This is a genomic window from Streptomyces sp. NPDC096079, assembly GCF_040303145.1.
Lineage (GTDB): Bacteria > Actinomycetota > Actinomycetes > Streptomycetales > Streptomycetaceae > Streptomyces.
Genome location: NZ_JBEOST010000011.1, coordinates 1 through 21909, shown reverse-complemented (window position 1 = coordinate 21909; position 21909 = coordinate 1). Strand labels below are relative to the sequence as shown.

18 protein-coding genes are annotated in these 21909 nt (G+C 71.0%); 12 read left to right on the top strand and 6 right to left on the bottom strand.

Annotation, left to right across the window (positions count from 1 at the left end):
- Positions 1-40: 40 nt before the first annotated feature.
- Positions 41-814 carry a hypothetical protein gene (locus ABTY59_RS22260; protein WP_352020756.1) on the bottom strand — a complete coding sequence of 258 codons (774 nt, stop codon included), beginning with the start codon at positions 812-814 and terminating at the stop codon, positions 41-43.
- Positions 814-2118, bottom strand: coding sequence for a type VII secretion protein EccE (gene eccE / locus ABTY59_RS22255; RefSeq protein WP_352020755.1), 1305 nt, complete (start codon positions 2116-2118; stop codon positions 814-816). Before eccE ends, ABTY59_RS22260 begins: the two co-directional genes overlap by 1 nt.
- A 191-nt stretch (positions 2119-2309) precedes the next feature.
- Here eccE and eccB point away from each other — a divergent pair, with 191 nt between their 5' ends.
- From eccB to ABTY59_RS22235, 4 genes are all read left to right on the top strand, one after another.
- Complete coding sequence (gene eccB, locus ABTY59_RS22250) at positions 2310-3854, top strand: type VII secretion protein EccB (RefSeq protein WP_352020754.1); 1545 nt, start codon at positions 2310-2312, stop codon at positions 3852-3854.
- A 12-nt stretch (positions 3855-3866) separates the two neighbouring features.
- A complete protein-coding gene (gene mycP, locus ABTY59_RS22245) occupies positions 3867-5129 on the top strand; it encodes a type VII secretion-associated serine protease mycosin (RefSeq protein ID WP_352020753.1) in 1263 nt (420 codons plus the stop codon).
- A 190-nt stretch (positions 5130-5319) separates the two neighbouring features.
- Positions 5320-5658, top strand: coding sequence for a WXG100 family type VII secretion target (locus ABTY59_RS22240; protein ID WP_352020752.1), 339 nt, complete (start codon positions 5320-5322; stop codon positions 5656-5658).
- A 53-nt stretch (positions 5659-5711) separates the two neighbouring features.
- Positions 5712-6002: a WXG100 family type VII secretion target gene (locus ABTY59_RS22235; RefSeq protein ID WP_352020751.1), complete on the top strand. Its 291-nt coding sequence runs from the start codon at positions 5712-5714 to the stop codon at positions 6000-6002.
- Positions 6003-6067: 65 nt separating this feature from the next.
- On the opposite strand, the gene ABTY59_RS22230 is transcribed toward ABTY59_RS22235, so the two are convergent.
- Complete coding sequence (locus ABTY59_RS22230) at positions 6068-6352, bottom strand: DUF397 domain-containing protein (RefSeq protein ID WP_352020750.1); 285 nt, start codon at positions 6350-6352, stop codon at positions 6068-6070.
- An 83-nt stretch (positions 6353-6435) separates the two neighbouring features.
- Complete coding sequence (gene eccCa, locus ABTY59_RS22225; RefSeq protein WP_352020749.1) at positions 6436-10389, bottom strand: type VII secretion protein EccCa; 3954 nt, start codon at positions 10387-10389, stop codon at positions 6436-6438.
- A 226-nt stretch (positions 10390-10615) separates the two neighbouring features.
- On the opposite strand from eccCa, the gene eccD reads away from it, so the two are divergent.
- From eccD to ABTY59_RS22195, 6 genes are all read left to right on the top strand, one after another.
- Positions 10616-12088: a type VII secretion integral membrane protein EccD gene (eccD, locus tag ABTY59_RS22220; protein ID WP_352020748.1), complete on the top strand. Its 1473-nt coding sequence runs from the start codon at positions 10616-10618 to the stop codon at positions 12086-12088.
- 201 nt (positions 12089-12289) lie between these two features.
- Complete coding sequence (gene rpsO / locus ABTY59_RS22215) at positions 12290-12580, top strand: 30S ribosomal protein S15 (RefSeq protein ID WP_189806146.1); 291 nt, start codon at positions 12290-12292, stop codon at positions 12578-12580.
- A 283-nt stretch (positions 12581-12863) separates the two neighbouring features.
- Positions 12864-15083: a polyribonucleotide nucleotidyltransferase gene (locus tag ABTY59_RS22210; protein WP_352020747.1), complete on the top strand. Its 2220-nt coding sequence runs from the start codon at positions 12864-12866 to the stop codon at positions 15081-15083.
- Positions 15080-16459 (top strand): M16 family metallopeptidase, encoded by a 1380-nt coding sequence (locus tag ABTY59_RS22205; protein WP_352020746.1) that lies wholly within the window; start codon positions 15080-15082, stop codon positions 16457-16459. The genes ABTY59_RS22210 and ABTY59_RS22205 overlap by 4 nt, the downstream gene beginning before the upstream one ends.
- A 40-nt stretch (positions 16460-16499) precedes the next feature.
- The gene (gene dapB / locus ABTY59_RS22200) at positions 16500-17252 is read left to right on the top strand and encodes a 4-hydroxy-tetrahydrodipicolinate reductase (protein WP_352020745.1); all 753 of its coding nucleotides are present in this window, start codon (positions 16500-16502) and stop codon (positions 17250-17252) included.
- Between the two features lie 5 nt (positions 17253-17257).
- Positions 17258-17710, top strand: a complete 453-nt coding sequence (locus ABTY59_RS22195; protein WP_352020744.1) for a hypothetical protein — start codon at positions 17258-17260, stop codon at positions 17708-17710.
- Here the strand turns inward: ABTY59_RS22195 and ABTY59_RS22190 are convergent.
- Together ABTY59_RS22190 and ABTY59_RS22185 are read right to left on the bottom strand one after the other, a co-directional pair.
- A complete protein-coding gene (locus tag ABTY59_RS22190) occupies positions 17700-18260 on the bottom strand; it encodes an SCO5741 family PH domain-containing membrane protein (protein ID WP_352020743.1) in 561 nt (186 codons plus the stop codon). The two genes, ABTY59_RS22195 and ABTY59_RS22190, sit on opposite strands and share 11 nt — an antisense overlap.
- A gap of 54 nt (positions 18261-18314) precedes the next feature.
- On the bottom strand, positions 18315-18554 hold the full coding sequence (locus ABTY59_RS22185) for a hypothetical protein (RefSeq protein WP_352020742.1): 240 nt from the start codon (positions 18552-18554) through the stop codon (positions 18315-18317).
- Between the two features lie 336 nt (positions 18555-18890).
- Here ABTY59_RS22185 and dapA point away from each other — a divergent pair, with 336 nt between their 5' ends.
- Positions 18891-19790: a 4-hydroxy-tetrahydrodipicolinate synthase gene (gene dapA, locus ABTY59_RS22180; protein WP_352020741.1), complete on the top strand. Its 900-nt coding sequence runs from the start codon at positions 18891-18893 to the stop codon at positions 19788-19790.
- A gap of 100 nt (positions 19791-19890) precedes the next feature.
- Positions 19891-21576, top strand: coding sequence for a ribonuclease J (locus ABTY59_RS22175; protein WP_352020740.1), 1686 nt, complete (start codon positions 19891-19893; stop codon positions 21574-21576).
- The last annotated feature ends 333 nt before the right edge of the window (positions 21577-21909 follow it).

The window sequence follows — 21909 nt, the reverse complement described above, 5'->3', positions numbered from 1 at the left end:
ACGGACGTACTTGAGCGATCTCGTGTCATGGCGTCGCCGGTCAGTCCATCCGGCGCGCGCCGCCCAACAATCCGGTCTCGGCGTCCGTCGCCTGCGTCATCACGAACTGGCGGTCGCTCGGCGTGCACCAGAGGGTCACGCCGTCGGCGAGCGTGGACAGCGCCTCGTACTCGTGCCGCGGCAGGCTCATGATGCGCCCGATCTGCGCCGCCTCGTCCGGCGACACCCGCTGCACCCCGACGAGCGAGGACTTCTCCAGGAGCCGGGGCGCGACCGGGCTCAGATACGGCAGCAGCGTCACCACCGACTGCCAGGGGGCCGACACCACACGGCCGCGCGGCGGCCGCATGCCGCAGTCGCGCACCACGACCACGGGGCTCCCCGCGGACGCGCCCTGCGGCGGCACCCGGCCCACGTCGTGCAGCGTGATGCAGGGCTGACCGCCGCCCGCGGCCTGCGCGAGCGCCGTCCAGGCCTGTGCGCGGCCGGTCTCGACCGCCACCCGGGCGCCCGTCGCGGCCGCCCGCAGCGCCAGCACCTGCGCGGTCCACAGACCGCCGATGAGCGTCACGTCGTACGGGACGGGCCGGTTGATGCCGAGCACCGCCGGACGGTTCTCGGCGTCCACGCCGATCACCATGCCGTCGTCGCCGACCGGCAGGGCCAGCGCCTCCAGCTGTTCCAGGGGGACCGAGTGCCGGTCGCGGCGCGGGCCGACGAGCCCGAAGCCGAACCGGGGACGCGTGCTCCGCCCCGTGCGCCGGGCGGAAGGCACGCCCGAGGCCGGCGACGTACCGAAGGAGGCGGCGGACATCAGCGCGCACCTCCCAGCGGAAGCGTCGCCAGGATGCCGGGCACCTGTTCGCGGTCGAGACGCACCAGACCCGTCCTCACTCCGCGCGCCGCACGCTCCAGCTCGTGCCGCGCGGCCACCAGTTCCTCGTCGCTGCGGCCGGTGATCCGCACGTGTCCGGTCACCGTCACCTCCTGCCGGTCCCCGCCGCTCAGCGTCAGGCTGAACGTCGTCGCGAGCGCGGGCAGCGAGGTCAGCAGCGCCACCAGCTGCGGCATCGACGCGCCCGCGCCGCCGCTCCGGCCGCCCAACTGGGGCCAGCGCTGCACCCAGTACGTCGTGTGCCGCCGGTCGTCCACCCGCCAGGTCCGCGCGGTCTCCTGGGTCCGGCGTCCCTGCGCCTGGCCCCGGCCCGCCTGCGCTATCGCCATCGGGCTGGCGCAGCTCGACGTGGCGAGCGCGGAGGTCAGCTCCTGCTCCGTCAGCACGCTCGCCCGGAACCCGGCGCCCGCGAGACGGCTCGCCAGCTGGTCCGCCGCCCGCACCACGCACTTCTGCGCGCCCGTCATGCCGCCGCCGCGCGCGGCGACCGCCTCCGGGCACAGCTCGGGGTCCAGCTTGAGCGCGATCCAGGTGATCCGGACCGCGGGCGACCCCGTCTGCGCCTGCAGCGGCCCGTAGTTGCGGGCGGCCATCGACTGCGCGGGCAGGTGCGGCGCGGGCGCCGGCTGGGTGTGCTGCACGATCTGCGCCGACTCCAGCCGGATGCCGTCCACGCTCAGCACGTCCCGGACCAGACCGACGGGCAGCGGCTTCGCCGCGCGCTCCGGGCGCAGCGCCGTGCCGTCGGACTCGACGCGCAGGACGGCCGTCAGGAAGGTGCCGTCGCCGACCATCCCCACCGGACGGCGGTCGCGGTCGCTGTACGCGTAGGTCCGCAGCGCCGGGTCGCACTCGACGAGCGGCGCGAACCCCGGCTCGGTGCCCTCCGGCACCGTGAACGAGGAGGCCCGGCGCGCGCGGGTGCGCAGGGCGAGGAAGGTGCCGAGCCACTCGGGCAGCGAACGCCGGTGCCGGCGCACCACGGCGAGCAGCACGAGGACGACGGCGGCCACGCCGGCGGGCACCAGCAGCATCGGTTCGACGACCCAGGCGAGCAGCAGCAGCGCCGCCGCCACCTCGATCAGTACGAGCTGTTGCAATCGGAACGAACCGAAGTGTCCGGGACGTGCCTGGAGCCTCGGTGCGACCGAGGGGACGGGTCCCGTGGACGGGGGTGTGGAGGCTGCGGCCGCGGCGGGCCGCCTCCGCCTCGCGGAAGCCATGATGGAGAATCCCCCTCAATTCATCCCGATGACCCTGGCCCGCCAGGGCTTTGGCGGCCGGATCACCCTACCCGCCCCACGAACCCCACGGGACAGCAGGCATAGTAGGGGGCCGGTCCGAAGGCCGGGGCCCGGGTGTCACCACCCCGGGGGCCCCGCGCGAAGATCGCGCCTGACGAGAATGGGGACTCATGGCATCGCGGCGGGACGAGCTCAACGCGTACACCTTTGCGAAGAAGCGCACGGTGGCGGCATTCCTCCAACCCTCGCCCTCCGGCACGGAGGAGGGGGCGCCGAAGCCGCTGCGCGCGGTCGTCCCCGGCCTGATCGTCTCCGCGCTCGTCGTCGCCGGATTCGGCGCCTGGGGCATGTTCAAGCCGACCGCCCCCAAGGGCTGGGACACCCCCGGCACCCGGGTCATCGTCGGCAAGCAGTCGACGACCCGGTACGTCGTCCTGGAGACCGGCACGGGCAAGGACAAGAAGTCCCTGCTCCACCCCGTGCTCAACCTCGCCTCCGCCCGGCTGCTGCTCAACCCCGACCAGTTCCAGGTCATCCAGGTCGACGACAAGAAGCTCGACCAGGGCACGCCGCCGCGCGGTCCCATCCTCGGCATCCCGTACGCCCCCGACCGGCTGCCCACCGCGGACGACGCGGGCAAGGAGAAGCGCTGGGCCGTCTGCGAGCAGCCCGGCGGCGGCAAGGGCGCCAGCGTCCAGAAGGCGACCTTCCTCTTCGCCGAGCGCGACGCCCAGCGGACCGAGGGCGACAGCCGGCTGAAGGACGGGGAGGTGCTGTACGTCAAGGGGCAGAAGGGGAACGCCCAGTTCTTCGTCGACCACACCGGCACCAAGTACCCGCTGAAGTCCGAGCGCCCCGGCCTCCTGACCGCCCTCGTCGGGCTCGGCAAGGAGCCGCAGGCCGTCACCGACGACTGGCTCGCCACGCTGAAGACCGGCGACGAGGTCGACTTCCCGCACATCGACGGGACCGTCGGAGCCACCACCGAGATCCCCGACAGCAATCTCAACGGGACCGAGAACCGCGTCGGCATGGTCCTCCTCGCCCAGACCGGCTCCGGACCCCAGTACTACGTCGTGCTCCCCGGCCGGATCCAGCCCGTCACCCCCTTCACCGCCTGGCTGCTCATCAACTCCCCGGAGACCGGCGACCTGGACATGGACGGCGAGGCCACCACGGTCGACGCCTCCTCCTTCGTCCCGAACCCCACGGCCTTCCACGGCGGCGTCCGCTGGCCCACGCTGCGGTCCAGGCAGATCAACGCCGCCACCGGCGAGGGCGCGCGCGACACGGTCTGCAGCGTCCTCAACGACGTCGACGAGAAGGGCGGCACCAAGCTCACCACCTGGGCCGGCACCGAGTACCCCGCCGACATCACGGCCGGCGGCACCAGCACGTACGTCACCCCCGGCACCGGGCTCCTCTACACGCAGTTCCAGGGCAATCAGAAGGCGCCCGGCGGCTCCCTCTTCCTGGTCACCGACACCGGACTGCGGTACGCCCTCCAGGCCAACGGCGACAGTTCCTCCGCCCGCTCCGAGGTCGGCGCCGGGGGCCAGAAGCAGACCGACGGCAGGCCGGAACCGAGCGACGCACAGAAGCGTCTCGGGTACGACAAGGTCACGCCGGTCCTGGTCCCGATGGAATGGTCCGAGTTCCTGTCGAAGGGCCCGCGGCTCGACACCAACAGCGCGCGTCAGCCGCAGGGTTCCTAGGGGGTGGCACCGGTGACGACGAAGAACCGCACGGCCGCCCTGCTCGCCGCGGGCACCCTCACGGCCCTCCTGGCCGCCCCCGCCGCGGCCGCCGCGCCCGCGCCGCCCCGGCAGCCGGGCCCGGCCCTCGACGGCAGCGGCGAGTGCACGTTCCCGATGAAGAAGCAGATCGAGGGGATCCCCTGGCCGCTCCAGCGAGTCCTCCTGGACGAGCTGTGGCAGGACACCAAGGGCAAGGGCGTCCGGGTCGCCGTCATCGACACCGGCGTCGACGACGTCAACCCGCAGCTGCGGGATGCCGTCGACGCCAAGGCGGGCAAGGACTACCTCAAGCCCGACAAGAACAACCCCTCCATCGGCGACGAGCGGCGCGGCAAGACCGACGGCACCGTCGACGAGGTCGGCCACGGCACGAAGGTCGCCGGCATCATCGCGGCCCGCGCCCGCTACGGCACCGGATTCGTCGGCCTGGCCCCCGAGGCCACGATCATCCCGATCCGGCAGAACGACGAGAAGAACAGCGGCAAGTCCGACACCATGGCCCAGGCCATCGACTACGCCGTGAGCAAGGGCGCCCAGGTCATCAACATCTCGCAGGACACCACGCAGCCGATGGCCCCGGACTCGCCCATGGCCGTGTCGGTGGCCAAGGCGATCGCGAAGGACGTCGTCGTGGTCGCCTCCGCGGGCAACGACGGCATGGACGGCACGTTCAAGGAGACCTACCCGGCCGCCTTCCCCGGGGTCCTCGCCGTCGCGTCCTCCGACCGCAACAACGAACGGGCCGCCTTCTCCCAGCCGGGAGACTTCGTGGGCGTCGCGGCACCCGGCGTCGACATCGTCTCGACCGTCCCCGGCGGCGGCCAGTGCGTCGACAACGGCACCAGCTTCTCCGCCCCGTACGTCGCCGGCGTCGCCGCCCTGCTCCGCGCCAAGTACCCGAAGTGGACCGCGGCCCAGATCGTCGCCCGGATCGAGCAGACCGCCGTCCGCTCGATCAACGGACGCGACGGCTTCGTCGGTTGGGGCGTCGTCGACCCGGTGCGGGCCCTCGCCGACCAGCCGGGGACGCCCGCGTCCTCGCCCAGGCCCGACCCGGGCCCGCCCAAGCCGCCGGCCCCCGAGCCGGCCCGGCTGACGCTCTCGGAGACGCCCCAGGAGCGCTCCGAACGGCTCGCCACCTACACGTTGGGGATCGGAGGTGTCCTGGTGGCCGTGGTCGCCGGGACGGCCACCGTGATCCGCGACAGCCGCCGCAGGAGGGAGGCCCGGTGACCCGCGTATCGGTCAAGTATCGGGACCTTCCTTTGCAGTTGGAACTGTCGCCGTCAATGGCTACAGTGACCGCTGGGGGCACGGCAGTGCGAACCCAGCACGGGGGCGGCATCAGAAGATTCCCGTCCGCATCACGACCGGAAGGCCCGACGGCCCGTCCGTCGCAGCCACCGAAGGAAGAAGGGGCAAGATGTCGAAAGACCTGAACGTAACCAGTGCCGAACAAGTCAAGCTCGCCGGCCGGATCCAGGACTTCTCCGACGAGCTCCAGGCCCGCATCACGTCCCTCAACAGCGTGGTGGACCGCGTTCAGGCGGGCTGGCAGGGCGCTGCGAGCAAGGAGTACGACCGGGTCCAGAACGACCTGAACCAGCGTCTGCGCAGCATGCGCGCCGAGCTCTCGAAGCTCGAGGAGATCATGCGGATGAGCGCCGACGGCTTCTCGCGCGAGGAGGAGGACCGCCTGCGGTCCTTCCGTCAGATGGACAGCGGCTCCGGCGGTGGCCAGAGCGCCATCCTCGGCGTCTGAGACGTCCGACCCGACCAGTCCTCCGCGCCACTCTCACTTCAGGAGTCATCACCATGACCACTGCGGTCAATTACGACACCGTGACGCAGGCGGCGGCCGACACCCGCCTGACCTCCACCACGCTGACCCAGAAGCTCGACGACCTCATGGCCGAGGTCAACCGCGTCGCCTCCAACTGGGAAGGTGAGGCGAAGATCGCGTACCGCGAGAGCCAGGACCGCCTGACCCGCGACATGTCCGGGATGAACCAGGACCTGGCGCGCATCGCCCAGCTCCTCGACGAGTCGGTCGTCGGCTACCAGGACACCGACAAGGGCAACGCGGCGCGTTTCCGCATGATGTGAGTCCTTGCACGCACGCGTGAGGGGGTGGCCCGTTCCCGGGTCACCCCCTCACGCGTGCGTGCGCCTCACCGCAGGTCGAACTCGCCGTCCCTGGCGCCCAGGACGAACGCGTCCCACTCGGCCTTCGTGTAACGCAGCACCGTCTCCTTGTCGAGGGACGAGCGCATCGCCACCGCGCCCTCGGGCAGCCGCGCGATCTCCACGCGCTCCTCGTCCGGGCTCGTCCCCGGGGCGCCCTCCCACACGACGCCGGAGATGTCGAGCGCGTACAGCTCCTCCTTCTGGCGCTCCTTCTCGGCGGCCAGGGCGGCGTCCGCGCTCTCGGTGGTGGTCTCGGCGGCGTCGGTCATCTGCGCTTTCCCTTCGCGGTGTGCGGAGCGGTCCCTCCCACAGTAGTGGGAGGGACCGCTCCGCTCCGGGCTGTTCTCCGAGCTCAGTGCTGCTCGGGCAGCCAGCCCAGCTGCACCAGCGGCGTCCCCCGCTTCCGCGACACGAACGTGCCCCGGCCCTGCGGCATCGGCCGGGCCCGGACGCCGCCGAGGATGTCGCCCTCCTGCGGATCGCCGGAGAGCAGCACGCCCTGCGCGCCCAGCTCCCGCACCCGCTGCATGAACGGCTCGTACATCGCCCGGGAGGCGCCCGCCTGGCTGCGCGCCACGATGAACCGGATGCCGACGTCCCGCGCGAACGGCAGGTTCTCCACCAGGACCGCGAGCGGGTTGCCCGAGTTCGTGGCCACCAGCTCGAAGTCGTCGATCAGGACGAACAGTTGCGGACCCGACCACCAGCTGCGGTCGCGCAGCTGCTGCGGCGTGATGTCGGGCTTCGGCGCCCGCTTCGTCATCACCGTGTTGATGGCGTCCATGTGCATCTGCATGGCCGAGGCCATCGGCGCGTACTCCAGGAGGTGCGAGGGCGCCACCGCCTCCAGCATCGTCCGCCGGTAGTCGCCCACCACGATCCGCGCCTGCTCCGGCGAGTACCGCTCGCACAGCTGCTTGGCGATCAGCCGCAGCAGCCCCGTCTTGCCGGACTCGCTCTCACCGAAGATCAGGAAGAACGGATCCGACTCGAAGTCGACGAACACCGGCTCCAGGTTCGTCTCGTCGATGCCGATCGCGATGCCGTGCTGCGGGTACTCGAAGCCCTTCGGCAGCTGCTCCGCCGGCAGCCGGCGCGGCAGCAGCCGCACCGCCGGAGCCGGAGCGGCCGTCCAGGCCGCCTTCACGGCCTGCACGAACGCCGACGTGCCCTCGGCCAGATCGGCGGCGGAGCTCGACCCGTCGATCCGCGGCAGCGCCCCCATGAAGTGCAGCTTCTCCGGCACCTGGCCACGGCCCGGCACCCCGGTCGGCACGTTCGCCGCGACCTTCCGGTCGAACTCGGAGTCCATCACGTCACCGAGCCGCAGTTCGAGCCGGCCCAGCATCTGGTCCTTGAGCGCCGCGCGGACCTCCATGTACCGGGCGGCGGTGATCACCACGTGGATGCCGTATCCCAGACCGCGCGCCGCGATGTCGGAGACGATCGGCTCCAGCGTGTCGTAGTCGTTGCGGAAGCCGCCCCAGCCGTCCACGATCAGGAAGACGTCGCCCCAGGCCTCGCCCGGGAGTTCGCCCGCGGCCCGCTTGCGCCGGTAGGTCGCGATCGAGTCGATGGAGTGCGCGCGGAAGAACTCCTCCCGCCGGTTCAGGACGCCCATGACCTCCGCGACGGTCCGGCGCACCCGCTCCGGGTCGAGCCGGGAGGCCACCCCGCCGACGTGCGGCAGATCGGCCAGCGACACCATGCTGCCGCCGCCGAAGTCCAGGCAGTAGAACTGCACTTCGGCGGGGGTGTGGGTGAGCGCGAACGACGAGATCAGCGTCCGCATGATCGTCGACTTGCCGGACTGCGGACCACCGACCACCATCATGTGACCGGCCGCGCCCGAGAAGTCCCGGTACAGCACCTCACGCCGCTGCTCGAACGGCTTGTCGATGAGACCCAGCGGCACCGTGAGCCCGCCCTGACGCGTGTACTCCGTCGCCGTGAGCCCCCGGTCCGCGGTCTGCGCGAGCCCCGGCAGCAGCTGGTCCAGCGAGGGCGCCTGGTCGAGCGGCGGCAGCCACACCTGGTGCGCCGGCACGCCCTGCCCCTCCAGACGCCGCACGATCACGTCGAGGACCGTGTCCGCGAGCGCGTCGTCCTCCTCGGCGCGCTGCGCCGTCAGATACGCCGGGTCGGGCGCCGCGTACACCACCGGCACCGGCGCCGCCGTGAACAGCGCGGGCCGCCGCTCCACGGGCAGCTGCCCGATCTCCAGACGCGGCCCGCCCGTCCGGTACGTCCCCGAGACGTACGCCGCCTTGAAGCGCGTCATCTCGTCCGTACCGAACTTCAGATAGCCCGAACCCGGCACCGACGGCAGGTGGTACGCGTCCGGCACGCCGATCGCCGTCCGCGACTCCGCCGCGGAGAAGGTCCGCAGACCGATCCGGTACGAGAGGTACGTGTCCAGACCCCGCAGCTTGCCCTCCTCCAGGCGCTGCGAGGCCAGCAGCAGGTGCACACCCAGCGAACGGCCGATGCGGCCGATCTGGATGAACATGTCGATGAAGTCCGGCTTGGCCGTCAGGAGCTCGGAGAACTCGTCGATCACCAGGACCAGCGAGGCCAGCGGCTCCAGCGGGGCACCCGCCGCGCGCGCCTTCTCGTAGTCGTGGATGTTCGCGTAGTTGCCCGCCGAGCGCAGCAGCTCCTGCCGCCGCTGCAGCTCGCCGCGGATCGCGTCGCCCATGCGGTCGACCAGCGTCAGGTCGTCGGCCAGGTTCGTGATGACCGCCGCCACGTGCGGCATCTGCGACATGCCCGCGAAGGTCGCGCCGCCCTTGAAGTCAGCCAGGACGAAGTTCAGCGTCTCCGAGGAGTGCGTCACCGCCAGACCGAGCACCAGCGTCCGCAGCAGCTCCGACTTGCCGGAACCCGTCGCGCCGACGCACAGACCGTGCGGGCCCATGCCCTCCTGCGCCGCCTCCTTCAGGTCCAGCATGACCGGACCGCCGTCCTCGCCGACACCGATCGGCACCCGGAGCCGCTCGGCCACCGACCGGGGCCGCCAGGTCCGCGACACGTCCACCGAGGCCGCGTCGCCCAGGTTCAGCAGATCCGTGAAGTCCAGGTTGGCGAGCAGCGGCTCGTCGTCGTCCCCGCCGCCCATCCGCAGCGGCGCCAGCTGCCGGGCCAGCGCCTCGGCCGCCGGCAGCGAGATGCCGTCCGGCAGCCCCTCGTACGCGAAGCCGCCGCCCGACTCCAGACGCAGCCGGCCCGGCCGCACCACCACGGACAGACCACCGCGCGGCTCGTCCAGGTCACCGGAGACGACCTCCACGATCGTCACGCCCTGCAGGCCCTCGGCCGCCGCGAGCAGCGAGTCAGGCGGCACCATCCCGCCGTCCAGGACCACCACCACGTGCGGCTGGTCGAGCACCGGCTGGCTCTCCCGGGAGAACCGCGTCCGCCCGTCCAGCTTCGAGCGGACCAGGTTCTCCAGCTCACCGAGGTCGTCGCCGAACAGGCGCTTCGTGCCCGCCCCGTCGACCTGTCCCGGCACCTGCGTGTGCGGCAGCCACTTCGTCCAGTCCCAGCGCTCCTGCGCCGGACGCGCCGCCACCACGGCGAGCATCAGGTCGTCGGGGGAGTGCAGCGTCACCAGCTGCGCCACCAGCGCCCGCGCCGCCGCCTGCGCCGACTCCGGCTCGCCCGACACCGTCACGTGGTAGAACGCCCGCATCGAGACCGCCATCGGCAGCCCGTCCAGGGTGCCGTGCACCGCGAGGAACTGCTGCATCGCACCCGCGCACAGCGGCTCCAGCTCGTCCACGGGGGCCGTGTCCGGCGCCACCAGGGGCGTCGCCAACTGCTGCGCGCCGAGCCCGATCCGCGCCTGCCCGAAGTCATGGTCGCCGACCCGCCGCTCCCACACCCGGGAGCCCTCGGCCACCACCGACCACAACTGCTCGGGCGCCGGGTGCAGATACAGCTGCGCGTCCCGCTGCTTGCGCGCCGTGCGCCGGACCGTACGCCGGGTCTGCGCGAGGTATTTGAGGTAGTCGCGGCGGACATCGGACATTTGCCCCTGCGTACCGCGACGGAATCTCACGAACTGGGCGACCGCCATCGCGACCGTCGAAGCGAGCATCAGCGTGCCCATGATCCGCATGATCGGCGAGGGCGTCATGAAGAAGAAGACGACCGAGGAACCCATGCCGAGCATCGGCAGGAGCTGCATCAGCGCCGACTCCTGCTGTCCCCGCGGAAGTTCCGGCGGAGACTCCAGGACCAGTTCCTCACCGGGCACTTCCGGAGGAAGAGACCTCGGCGGGCGTTTGACGACGATCTGGCTCACCGGCGCATCAATCCCTCGTTGGAGGCGGGCTCGTGGCGGGAGCATCCGCACGCGACCCCTGTCGGCAGCCGAGTGCGCGGACTTCCCCCATGGGACGGCGATCCTACTTGCAGCCCCCACCGGCCGTCCCCGGTAGGGTGGCGCGCGCATCGTGCGCAACCGCGAATCAGAACGGGCGCAACCGCGAATCCGACGGGCGCAACCGCGAATCAGGGGGTCCACACACGTGAGTACGACCGCAGCGACCGGCTTCTGCCGCGTCACCGTCGTGGCGCCGGACAGCCGCATCGACGTCGCACTCCCGGAGGACATCGCCGTCGCCGACGTCTACCCGGAGATCCTGCGCCTCACCGGCCAGACCCAGGCGGCCGGCACCCCGACCGGCTACCACCTGGTCCGCCGCGACGGCTCCGTCCTCGACGGTGCCCGCACCCTCGCCGCCCAGCAGGTCCTCGACGGCGAGGTGCTCTCCCTGCGCCCCTTCGCCCAGTCCCTCCCGCCGGCGGTCTACGACGACGTCTCCGACGCCGTCGCCTCCGCCGTCACCCGCGACCGGCACCTGTGGAGCGACGAGCTGCTGCGCGGCGCCGGACTCCTCGGCGGCGTGCTGCTCCTCGTCCTCATGGGCTTCGTCCTCTGGTTCGCCGACCCGGTCCGCCACGACATGCACAGCCTCCCCGGGATCGTCGCGGGCGCCGCCGGCTTCCTCCTCACCGCCTTCGCCGGGGTCCGCGCCCGCGTCTACGCGGACCGGGCCACCGCCGTCGCCCTCGGACTCGGCGCCCTGCCGCTGCTCCTCATCGCCGGCTCCGGGATCATCGCCCCCGACGCCGGCCAGGGCCCCGGCCGGCTGCAGTTCCTGCTCGGCAGCGTCACCGTCCTGGTCGCCTCCGTGGCGCTCGTCGCGCTCACCCCCAGCGGCGACGCCCCCTTCGTGGCCGCCACCTTCCTCGCCGGCGTCGGCACCCTCGCCACCTTCGTGGCGATCCTCACCGAGACCTCCGCCACCGAGACGGCCGCCGTCTGCGCGCCCGTCGCCATCGGCCTCGTCGCCTTCCTGCCCGGCCTCTCCGCGCGCTTCGCCCGCCTCCCCATCGGCTACGCCGCCCCGCGCAGCGCCGCCGACGACGAGTTCTCCGGCGACCCCCAGCAGGGCGAGGAGGCCCAGCCCGTCGACGGCGAGCGGATCGCGCTCCAGGCCCGCCGCGGCCACGAGATGCTCCTCGGCCTGGTCGGCGGCTGCGCGGCCGTCGTCGTCGGCTCCGCCGCGGTCCTCGGCTTCGCCGGAAACGTCTGGGGCCAGCTGCTCGCCCTCGCCGCGGGCATCGCGATGCTGCTGCGAGCCCGCCTCTTCCGGTACACCTCGCAGGTCGTCTGCGTCCTCGTCGCCGGCATCGCCGCCGTCGCGCTGCTCGTCCTCGGCCTCTCCCTCAACCCGCCGGCCGACCTCGTCAGGGAACTCCTCATGTACGGGGACCGGGGCGGCCTCGACATCCGGACGATCTGGCTCACCGCCGCCGTCGCCGCCGGCGCCGCGCTGATCACCGCCATCGGCCTGATCATCCCGAAGAAGGGCCTCTCGCCCTTCTGGGGCCGGCTCCTCGACCTGGCCGAGGGCTTCGTCCTGCTCTCCCTCGTCCCGCTCTGCCTGGCCGTCCTCGACGTCTTCACCTCGGTCCGCGCGTTGACCAGCAAGTAGGAAAGCGATACGGGAGCGCTCCGGCGAGCTGGTACGCTGTGTGACGGCCGTTTGTGTACGCGCTCCCGGAAAGCACCCGAGATCACTCGGACGCCTCTGGAAGCTGCGCCCATCGGACCTTCGCCCGTCGAGTCACGGAAGCTTCCCCTGAGACCTAGACCAGGGGCACTCACGGGCGCACGAACCAACGAGGAGAACCGCGTGGCTCTCGACGCCGCTGTCAAGAAGCAGATCTTTGCCGAGTTCGGCACCAAGGAGGGCGACACCGGCTCTCCCGAGGTCCAGGTCGCGATGCTGTCCCGCCGCATCTCGGACCTGACCGAGCACCTCAAGCAGCACAAGCACGACCACCACTCCCGTCGTGGTCTGCTGATCCTGGTCGGCCAGCGCCGCCGCCTGCTGCAGTACCTGGCCAAGAAGGACATCCAGCGCTTCCGTACGCTGGTCGACCGCCTCGGCATCCGTCGCGGTGCGGCCGGCGGCGCCAAGTAAGACGCCAGGAAGGGAGCGGTTCCCACTTTCAGGGGGCCGCTCCCTTTGCTGTACGTGCACAAAGTGCGCATCGGCACTTAGTCTGGTCGCACAACCCCATACGACGAGCGTGAAGCCGCCGGCCAGCCGCCGGTCCTCGGTAGTGGCCCCCGGAAACGAATGCCCGGGTGCTTCGATCGAAGACCGGCCCGCACCCGAGGCGAGCTTCTCCGCCGCCGTCGGACACCGTCCCCGGCCACACGGGCCGAAGGACGCAAAGACGAACACGTAGGAGAAACCCATAGTGGAGAACGAGACCCACTACGCCGAGGCCGTCATCGACAATGGCGCCTTCGGTACCCGCACCATCCGCTTCGAGACCGGCCGTCTGGCCAAGCAGGCCGCCGGCTCCGCCGTCGCCTACCTGGACGACGACACCATGGTCCTCTCCGCGACGACCGCCTCGAAGCGCCCCAAGGACCAGCTCGACTTCTTCCCCCTGACGGTGGACGTCGAGGAGCGGCAGTACGCGGCCGGCAAGATCCCCGGCTCGTTCTTCCGCCGTGAGGGCCGTCCCTCCGAGGACGCCGTCCTCACCTGTCGCCTCATCGACCGCCCGCTGCGCCCCTCCTTCAAGAAGGGCCTGCGCAACGAGATCCAGATCGTCGAGACGATCATGGCGCTCAACCCCGACCACCTGTACGACGTGGTCGCGATCAACGCCGCCTCCGCCTCCACGATCCTGGCGGGCCTGCCCTTCTCCGGCCCCATCGGCGCTACCCGCGTCGCCCTGATCAAGGGCCAGTGGGTCGCGTTCCCGACGCACACCGAGCTCGAGGACGCCGTCTTCGACATGGTCGTCGCCGGTCGCGTCCTCGAGGACGGCGACGTCGCGATCATGATGGTCGAGGCCGAGGCCACCGACAAGACCGTCACCCTCGTCAAGGGCGGCGCCGAGGCGCCGACCGAGGAGGTCGTCGCCGCCGGTCTCGAGGCCGCGAAGCCCTTCATCAAGGTCCTCTGCAAGGCCCAGTCGGACCTCGCCGCCAAGGCCGCCAAGCCCACCGGCGAGTTCCCGGTCTTCCTCGACTACCAGGACGACGTCCTGGAGGCGCTCTCCGCCGCCGTCAAGGGCGAGCTCGCCCAGGCGCTCACCATCGCCGGCAAGCAGGAGCGCGAGACCGAGCTCGACCGCATCAAGGAGCTCGCCGCCGAGAAGCTCCTCCCGGCCTTCGAGGGCCGCGAGAAGGAGATCTCGGGCGCCTACCGCGCGCTGACCAAGAAGCTGGTCCGCGAGCGCATCATCAAGGACAAGGTCCGCATCGACGGCCGCGGCATCACGGACATCCGTACGCTCGCCGCCGAGGTCGAGGCCATCCCGCGCGTGCACGGCTCCGCCCTGTTCGAGCGTGGCGAGACCCAGATCCTGGGCGTCACCACCCTCAACATGCTCCGCATGGAGCAGCAGCTGGACACCCTCTCCCCGGTGACCCGCAAGCGCTACATGCACAACTACAACTTCCCGCCGTACTCCGTCGGCGAGACCGGCCGCGTGGGCTCGCCCAAGCGCCGCGAGATCGGCCACGGCGCCCTCGCCGAGCGCGCCCTCGTGCCGGTCCTCCCGACCCGCGAGGAGTTCCCCTACGCGATCCGCCAGGTGTCCGAGGCCCTCGGCTCCAACGGCTCGACGTCCATGGGCTCGGTCTGCGCCTCCACCATGTCGCTGCTGAACGCCGGTGTGCCGCTGAAGGCCCCCGTCGCCGGCATCGCCATGGGTCTGATCTCCGAGGAGATCGACGGCCAGACGCACTACGTCGCCCTCACCGACATCCTCGGTGCGGAGGACGCCTTCGGCGACATGGACTTCAAGGTCGCCGGCACGAAGGACTTCGTCACCGCCCTCCAGCTCGACACCAAGCTGGACGGCATCCCGGCCTCCGTCCTGGCCGCGGCCCTCAAGCAGGCCCGCGACGCCCGCCTCCACATCCTCGACGTGATGATGGAAGCGATCGACACGCCGGACGAGATGTCCCCGAACGCCCCGCGGATCATCACCGTCAAGATCCCCGTGGACAAGATCGGTGAGGTCATCGGCCCCAAGGGCAAGATGATCAACCAGATCCAGGAGGACACCGGCGCCGAGATCACGATCGAGGACGACGGCACCATCTACATCGGTGCCGCCGACGGCCCGGCCGCCGAGGCCGCCCGCGCCACGATCAACGGCATCGCCAACCCGACCATGCCGGAGGTCGGCGAGCGCTACCTGGGTACGGTCGTCAAGACCACCACCTTCGGTGCGTTCGTCTCCCTGCTCCCGGGCAAGGACGGCCTGCTGCACATCTCGCAGATCCGCAAGCTCGCCGGTGGCAAGCGCGTGGAGAACGTCGAGGACGTGCTCGCGATCGGCTCCAAGGTCCAGGTCGAGATCGCCGAGATCGACCAGCGCGGCAAGCTGTCCCTGATCCCCGTGATCGCGGACGAGGACGCTGCCGAGGGTGACAAGGACGACGCTGCCAAGTGACGTCCCGTAGTTCCCGCGCGACGGCCCGCCCCTCTTCGGAGGGGCGGGCCGTCGCCCGTACCCAAACGCTTCTTCCCGGCAAGGACGGCATCGGCACGGTCCGCCGCACGACCCTCCCCGGAGGTCTGCGGATCGTCACCGAGACCCTCCCCTCCGTGCGCTCCGCCACCTTCGGCATCTGGGCCCACGTCGGCTCCCGCGACGAGACCCCGACGCTCAACGGCGCGACCCACTACCTGGAGCACCTCCTCTTCAAGGGCACCCACAAGCGGTCCGCCCTCGACATCTCCGCCGCGATCGATGCGGTCGGCGGCGAGATGAACGCCTTCACGGCGAAGGAGTACACCTGCTACTACGCCCGGGTCCTGGACACCGACCTGCCGCTGGCGATCGACGTCGTCTGCGACATGCTCACGGACTCGCTCATCCTCGACGAGGACGTGGACGCCGAGCGCGGCGTCATCCTCGAAGAGATCGCGATGACCGAGGACGACCCCGGTGACGTCGTGCACGAGCTGTTCGCGCAGACGATGTTCGGCGACACCCCGCTGGGCCGCCCGGTCCTCGGCACCGTCGACACGATCAACGCGCTCAGCCGGGGCCAGATCGCCCGCTTCTACAAGAAGCACTACGACCCGACCCACCTGGTCGTCGCCGCCGCCGGCAACGTCGACCACGCCACGGTGGTACGCCAGGTCCGCCGCGCCTTCGAGAAGGCCGGCGCCCTCACCCGTACCGACGCCGTCCCCGTCGCCCCCCGCGACGGCCGGCGCACCCTGCGCACGGCGGGCCGCGTCGAGCTCCTGGGCCGCAAGACCGAGCAGGCCCACGTGGTCCTCGGCATGCCGGGCCTGGCCCGCACCGACGAGCGCCGCTGGGCCCTCGGCGTGCTGAACACCGCCCTCGGCGGCGGCATGTCCTCCCGCCTCTTCCAGGAGGTCCGCGAGAAGCGCGGCCTGGCCTACAGCGTGTACTCGTACACCTCGGGCTTCGCCGACTGCGGCCTCTTCGGGGTGTACGCGGGCTGCCGGCCCAGCCAGGTCCACGACGTCCTGAAGATCTGCCGGGACGAGCTGGACAAGGTCGCCTCCGACGGCCTCACGGACGAGGAGATCACCCGCGCCGTCGGGCAGCTCTCCGGCTCGACCGTGCTCGGCCTGGAGGACACCGGCGCGCTGATGAACCGCATCGGCAAGAGCGAGCTGTGCTGGGGCACCCAGATGTCGGTCGACGACATGCTGGCCCGGATCGCGGCGGTCACCCCGGACGACGTCCGCGAGGTCGCCCGCGATGTACTGGAGCAGCGGCCCTCGCTCTCGGTGATCGGCCCGCTGAAGGACAAGCAGGCGGACCGCCTCCACCAAGCGGTCTCCTGACCCCAGGGTCAGACAGGACCCAGTCCCCTAAGGAAGAGCAATGAGCAAGCTGCGCGTCGCGGTCCTCGGAGCCAAGGGCCGCATCGGCTCCGAGGCCGTCAGGGCCGTCGAGGCCGCCGAGGACATGGAACTGGTCGCGGCCCTCGGCCGCGGCGACGGCCTGGAGGCGCTCACCGAAGCGGGTGCCCAGGTCGTCGTCGAGCTGACCACGCCGGACTCGGTGATGGAGAACCTCGACTTCTGCGTGCGCCACGGCATCCACGCGGTCGTCGGCACCACCGGCTGGAACGAGGACCGTCTCGCGCAGCTGAAGGGCTGGCTCGCCGCCTCCCCGGAGACCGGCGTCCTCATCGCGCCGAACTTCTCCATCGGCGCGGTCCTCACCATGAAGTTCGCCCAGATCGCGGCCCCGTACTTCGAGTCCGTCGAGGTCGTCGAACTGCACCACCCCCACAAGGTGGACGCCCCCTCCGGCACCGCCACCCGCACCGCCCAGCTGATCGCCGAGGCCCGGTCGAAGGCAGGCTGCGCCCCGCAGCCCGACGCCACGACCACCGCCCTCGACGGGGCGCGCGGGGCGGACGTGGACGGAGTCCGCGTGCACGCCGTACGCCTCCGGGGCCTGCTGGCCCACCAGGAGGTGCTGCTCGGCGGCGAGGGCGAGACGCTCACCGTCCGCCACGACTCCCTGCACCACTCCAGCTTCATGCCGGGCATCCTCCTGGGCGCCCGCCGCGTGACCACCGCTCCGGGCCTCACCTTCGGCCTGGAGCACTTCCTGGACCTGGGCTGACGGCCATGGGCGGAAAGATCACGTACGTCTTCCTGGCCACCGTCCTCGTCCTCGTCTTCGGCGTGGTGGCGATGGAGGGCGTCCTGCTCCTCCTCACGGGCGAGCCGGCCGCCATGGGCATGGGCGCGGTGGCGTTCCTGCTGCCCGCCGTCGGCGGCTGGTTCCTCTGGAAGAACACCAGCTTCGCGCGCCGGGCCAACCGCCTGGCCGCGGAGCTGGAGGCCGAGGGCGGCCTGCCCGTCGACGAGCTGGAGCGCACCGAGGGCGGCCGGATCCTCCGCGACTCGGCCGACGAGGTCTTCGCCCGGCGCAAGGCCGAGACGGAGGACTCACCCGAGGACTGGCGCTGCTGGTTCCGGCTCGCGGTGGCCTACCACGACGCCCGGGACACCCCCCGGGCGCGCAAGGCGATGCAGCGGGCCATCGCGCTCCACGAGGGGCGTGCGGTCAGCGCGTAGCGGCCGGTTCCGTGCCGTACTCGGCGTTCCAGGCCTCGACCGTGTCGGCCGCCCGGTCGAAGGCCTCGACACGGGAGAGGAAGTCGGCGTTGTGGGTGGTGAGCAGCATCAGCTGCTCGCCGCCCTGCCGGTCGAGCACCAGGGCCTGGCCCTGGACGGTGCGGGGGAGCCCCAGCCAGCGCACGGGCTGCTGGGTGGTCCGTACGGACGTCACCTTGGCCCAGGGCACGGTGACGGTCGAGAAGAAGGCCACGCGCCGGATGCCGGCGCGGCTGACCCAGGCGCCCATGCGGAGCATCCGCAGGGCGGCGCCGATGACGAGCGCGGCGATGCCGAGGGTGACGGCCGCGCCGCCGAACGCTCCGGCCACCGTGATGATGACGGCGGCGAGCAGCACGAACGAGGCGAGCAGCAGCGCGAGCGCCGCCGTCCCCACCCGCCAGGACCCGGGCCGGTACGGACGGCGCCACTCGTCGTGGTCGTCGAACGGCAGGGCGACATGGTCGGTCGTGTCAAAAGCACGGTCGGCCGTCAGGAAGGGCAGGGGCACGACAGGTCCTCACTCACAGGCACGCTCGAAGGGGCGGTGCCCGGTGAGGCTACCTCAGCGGTTGTCGGAGGCCTCGGACTGCTGCTGACGCGTGCCCGAGTCACCCGACTGGAGCGAGGGCATCCCGAAGATGAGGGAGCCGGCGAGGCCGGCCACGACGGTCAGCCCGAGCAGGGTGCGACCCACGATCTGCGAGGCGCTGAGGCGCTCACGGGGCGGTGGAGTGACGTTACTGCGGAAGTGGTCGGCCTCCGCGACGAACGCGAACGGTACGGCCTCTCCTCGGCGGAACATCAGAGCCACTCTCCTTCTTCGGCGTCATGCGTCACAGGGAGAGACGACGGAACCGACGTTTTGGTGCCCTTTTTCATCAAAGCGGCCGAATCTCATCCTCCGGTAGGACGTCGGCGCGGGGGCCGTCACACCGCTTGGACGACCGTGCAGTCCCATCCGGCACACATGTCCGAACACACGATGCGAAGTGTCCGTATTGCGACGTTTCACGAAGTTCATCTAGGCTGATCAAACGGACCCGGCGCTGTCTGAACCCCCGAGCAGGCAGCGCCGGGCTCCCTTTCTCCTGTCCCCCTAGGGGACACCCGGCGCTGAGCAGCGAGTAGCGTGTTACCCATGGCTCCGATCTCCACTCCGCAGACCCCCTTCGGGCGGGTCCTCACCGCCATGGTCACGCCCTTCACGGCGGACGGCGCACTCGACCTCGACGGCGCCCAGCGACTTGCCGCCCACCTCGTGGACGCCGGCAACGACGGCCTCGTCATCAACGGGACCACCGGCGAGTCCCCGACCACCAGCGACGCGGAGAAATCGGACCTCGTACGAGCGGTACTGGAGGCGGTCGGCGACCGCGCCCACGTCGTCGCCGGCGTCGGCACCAACGACACCCACCACTCCCTTGAGCTGGCCCGCACCGCCGAGCGCGACGGCGCCCACGGCCTCCTCGCCGTGACGCCCTACTACAACAAGCCCACGCAGGAGGGCCTGTACCGGCACTTCTCGGCCATCGCCGACGCCACCGGCCTCCCCGTGATGCTCTACGACATCCCCGGCCGCAGCGGCGTCCCGATCGACACCGAGACGCTCGTCCGCCTCGCCGAGCACCCCCGCGTCGTCGCCAACAAGGACGCCAAGGGCGACCTCGGCCGCGCCAGCTGGGCCATCGCCCGCTCCGGCCTCGCCTGGTACTCCGGCGACGACATGCTCAACCTGCCGCTGCTCTCCGTCGGCGCCTGCGGCTTCGTCTCCGTCGTCGGCCACCTCGTCACCCCGGAGCTCCGCGCCCTCCTCGACGCCCACCTCGGCGGCGAGGTCCAGAAGGCCACCGAGATCCACCAGAAGCTGCTCCCGGTCTACACCGGAATGTTCCGCACCCAGGGCGTCATGACGACCAAGGCCGCCCTGGCCCTCCAGGGCCTCCCGGCCGGTCCGCTGCGCCTCCCGCTCGTCGAGCTCTCGGCCCAGGAGACCGAGCAGCTCAAGGTCGACCTGGCCGCCGGCGGGGTAGAACTCTGACAACAGACTTCACAACTGAACACTGACAACAGCAAGTGCACGATTGTCATGCGCGCCACGTGCCCGACCGGTACGTGGCGCGCATGGTGAGGAGAGTCTTTTGAGTCATCCGCATCCTGAACTCGGCGCCCCGCCGAAGCTGCCCAAGGGCGCCCTGCGCGTCATCCCGCTGGGCGGTCTCGGTGAGATCGGCCGGAACATGACGGTCTTCGAGTTCGACGGCCGTCTGCTGATCGTCGACTGCGGCGTCCTCTTCCCCGAGGAGGAGCAGCCCGGCGTCGACCTGATCCTGCCGGACTTCACCATCATCCGGGACCGCCTCGACGACATCGAGGGCATCGTGCTCACGCACGGGCACGAGGACCACATCGGCGCCGTCCCCTACCTGCTCCGGCTGAAGCCGGACATCCCGCTCATCGGCTCCAAGCTGACCCTCGCCCTGATCGAGGCGAAGCTCCAGGAGCACCGCATCCGCCCCTACACCCTTGAGGTGAAGGAGGGCGACCGCGAGCAGATGGGCCCCTTCGACTGCGAGTTCGTCGCGGTCAACCACTCCATCCCCGACGCCCTGGCCGTCGCCATCCGCACCCCCGCGGGCATGGCCGTCGCCACCGGCGACTTCAAGATGGACCAGCTCCCGATGGACGGCCGGCTCACCGACCTCCACGCGTTCGCGCGGCTCAGCGAGGAGGGCATCGACCTCCTGCTGTCCGACTCGACGAACGCCGAGGTCCCGGGCTTCGTCCCGCCGGAGCGGGACATCTCCAACGTCCTGCGGAACGTCTTCGCGAACGCGCCGAAGCGCATCATCGTGGCCAGCTTCGCCAGCCACGTGCACCGCATCCAGCAGATCATCGACGCCGCCCACGAGTACGGCCGCCGGGTCGCCTTCGTCGGCCGCTCGATGGTCCGCAACATGGGCATCGCGCGCGACCTGGGCTACCTCCGGGTCCCGGCCGGCCTCGTCGTGGACGTGAAGACCCTCGACGACCTGCCGGACGACGAGGTCGTGCTGGTCTGCACGGGCTCCCAGGGCGAGCCCATGGCGGCCCTGTCCCGCATGGCGAACCGCGACCACCAGATCCGCATCGTCCCCGGCGACACGGTGATCCTCGCGTCCTCCCTCATCCCGGGCAACGAGAACGCGGTCTACCGCGTGATCAACGGCCTGACCCGCTGGGGCGCGAACGTGGTCCACAAGGGCAACGCCAAGGTCCACGTCTCGGGCCACGCCTCGGCCGGCGAGCTGCTGTACTTCTACAACATCTGCAAGCCGAAGAACCTCATGCCGGTCCACGGCGAATGGCGCCACCTGCGGGCCAACGCCGAGCTCGGCGCGATGACGGGCATCCCGAAGGACCACATCGTCATCGCCGAGGACGGCGTCGTCGTCGACCTGGTCGACGGCCGCGCCCGCATCACCGGCAAGGTCCAGGCGGGCTATGTGTACGTGGACGGCCTCTCGGTCGGCGACGTCACGGAGACCTCCCTCAAGGACCGCCGCATCCTCGGCGAGGAGGGCATCATCTCGGTCTTCGTCGTCGTGGACTCCTCGACCGGCAAGATCACCGCGGGCCCGCACATCCACGCCCGCGGCTCCGGGATCGACGACTCCGCGTTCGACGCGGTGATCCCGAAGATCGACCAGGCCCTCAACAAGTCGGCCCAGGACGGCGTCGTCGAACCCCACCAGCTCCAGCAGCTGATCCGCCGCTCCGTCGGCAAGTGGGTCTCCGACACCTACCGTCGGCGCCCGATGATCCTCCCGGTCGTCATCGAGGTCTGAGACGCCTGACCAGCGCATCACCGGAGCGGGGCCCCTCGATTTGCATCGGGGCGCCCCGCTCCAGTACGTTTACGGCTCCGCCAGATCGGGAAGCCCCCGGCGCCGCCGTGCGCCAGGAGGACGAACCGGGAGGCGGGAAATCCGACTCAGAGCTTCTGATAAAGTCGGAACACGCCGAAAGGCCTCGAAGAAAGCAAGAATTCGAGACCGGAAAGCACCGAGGAAATCGGATCGGAAAGATCTGATAGAGTCGGAAACGAAGGAAGCGCCCGGAGGGCCTGGAAACAGGAACGAAGGAAGCGTCCGCACCTTGAGAACTCAACAGCGTGCCAA

What these genes read in the sequence shown, in the direction of transcription:
- ABTY59_RS22260 (WP_352020756.1), bottom strand. Translation starts at nt 814, where the DNA reads ATGTCCGCCGCCTCCTTCGGTACGTCGCCGGCCTCGGGCGTGCCTTCC.
- eccE (WP_352020755.1), bottom strand. Translation starts at nt 2,118, where the DNA reads ATGGCTTCCGCGAGGCGGAGGCGGCCCGCCGCGGCCGCAGCCTCCACA.
- eccB (WP_352020754.1), top strand. Translation starts at nt 2,310, where the DNA reads ATGGCATCGCGGCGGGACGAGCTCAACGCGTACACCTTTGCGAAGAAG.
- ABTY59_RS22240 (WP_352020752.1), top strand. Translation starts at nt 5,320, where the DNA reads ATGTCGAAAGACCTGAACGTAACCAGTGCCGAACAAGTCAAGCTCGCC.
- ABTY59_RS22235 (WP_352020751.1), top strand. Translation starts at nt 5,712, where the DNA reads ATGACCACTGCGGTCAATTACGACACCGTGACGCAGGCGGCGGCCGAC.
- ABTY59_RS22230 (WP_352020750.1), bottom strand. Translation starts at nt 6,352, where the DNA reads ATGACCGACGCCGCCGAGACCACCACCGAGAGCGCGGACGCCGCCCTG.
- dapB (WP_352020745.1), top strand. Translation starts at nt 16,500, where the DNA reads ATGAGCAAGCTGCGCGTCGCGGTCCTCGGAGCCAAGGGCCGCATCGGC.
- ABTY59_RS22195 (WP_352020744.1), top strand. Translation starts at nt 17,258, where the DNA reads ATGGGCGGAAAGATCACGTACGTCTTCCTGGCCACCGTCCTCGTCCTC.
- ABTY59_RS22185 (WP_352020742.1), bottom strand. Translation starts at nt 18,554, where the DNA reads ATGTTCCGCCGAGGAGAGGCCGTACCGTTCGCGTTCGTCGCGGAGGCC.
- dapA (WP_352020741.1), top strand. Translation starts at nt 18,891, where the DNA reads ATGGCTCCGATCTCCACTCCGCAGACCCCCTTCGGGCGGGTCCTCACC.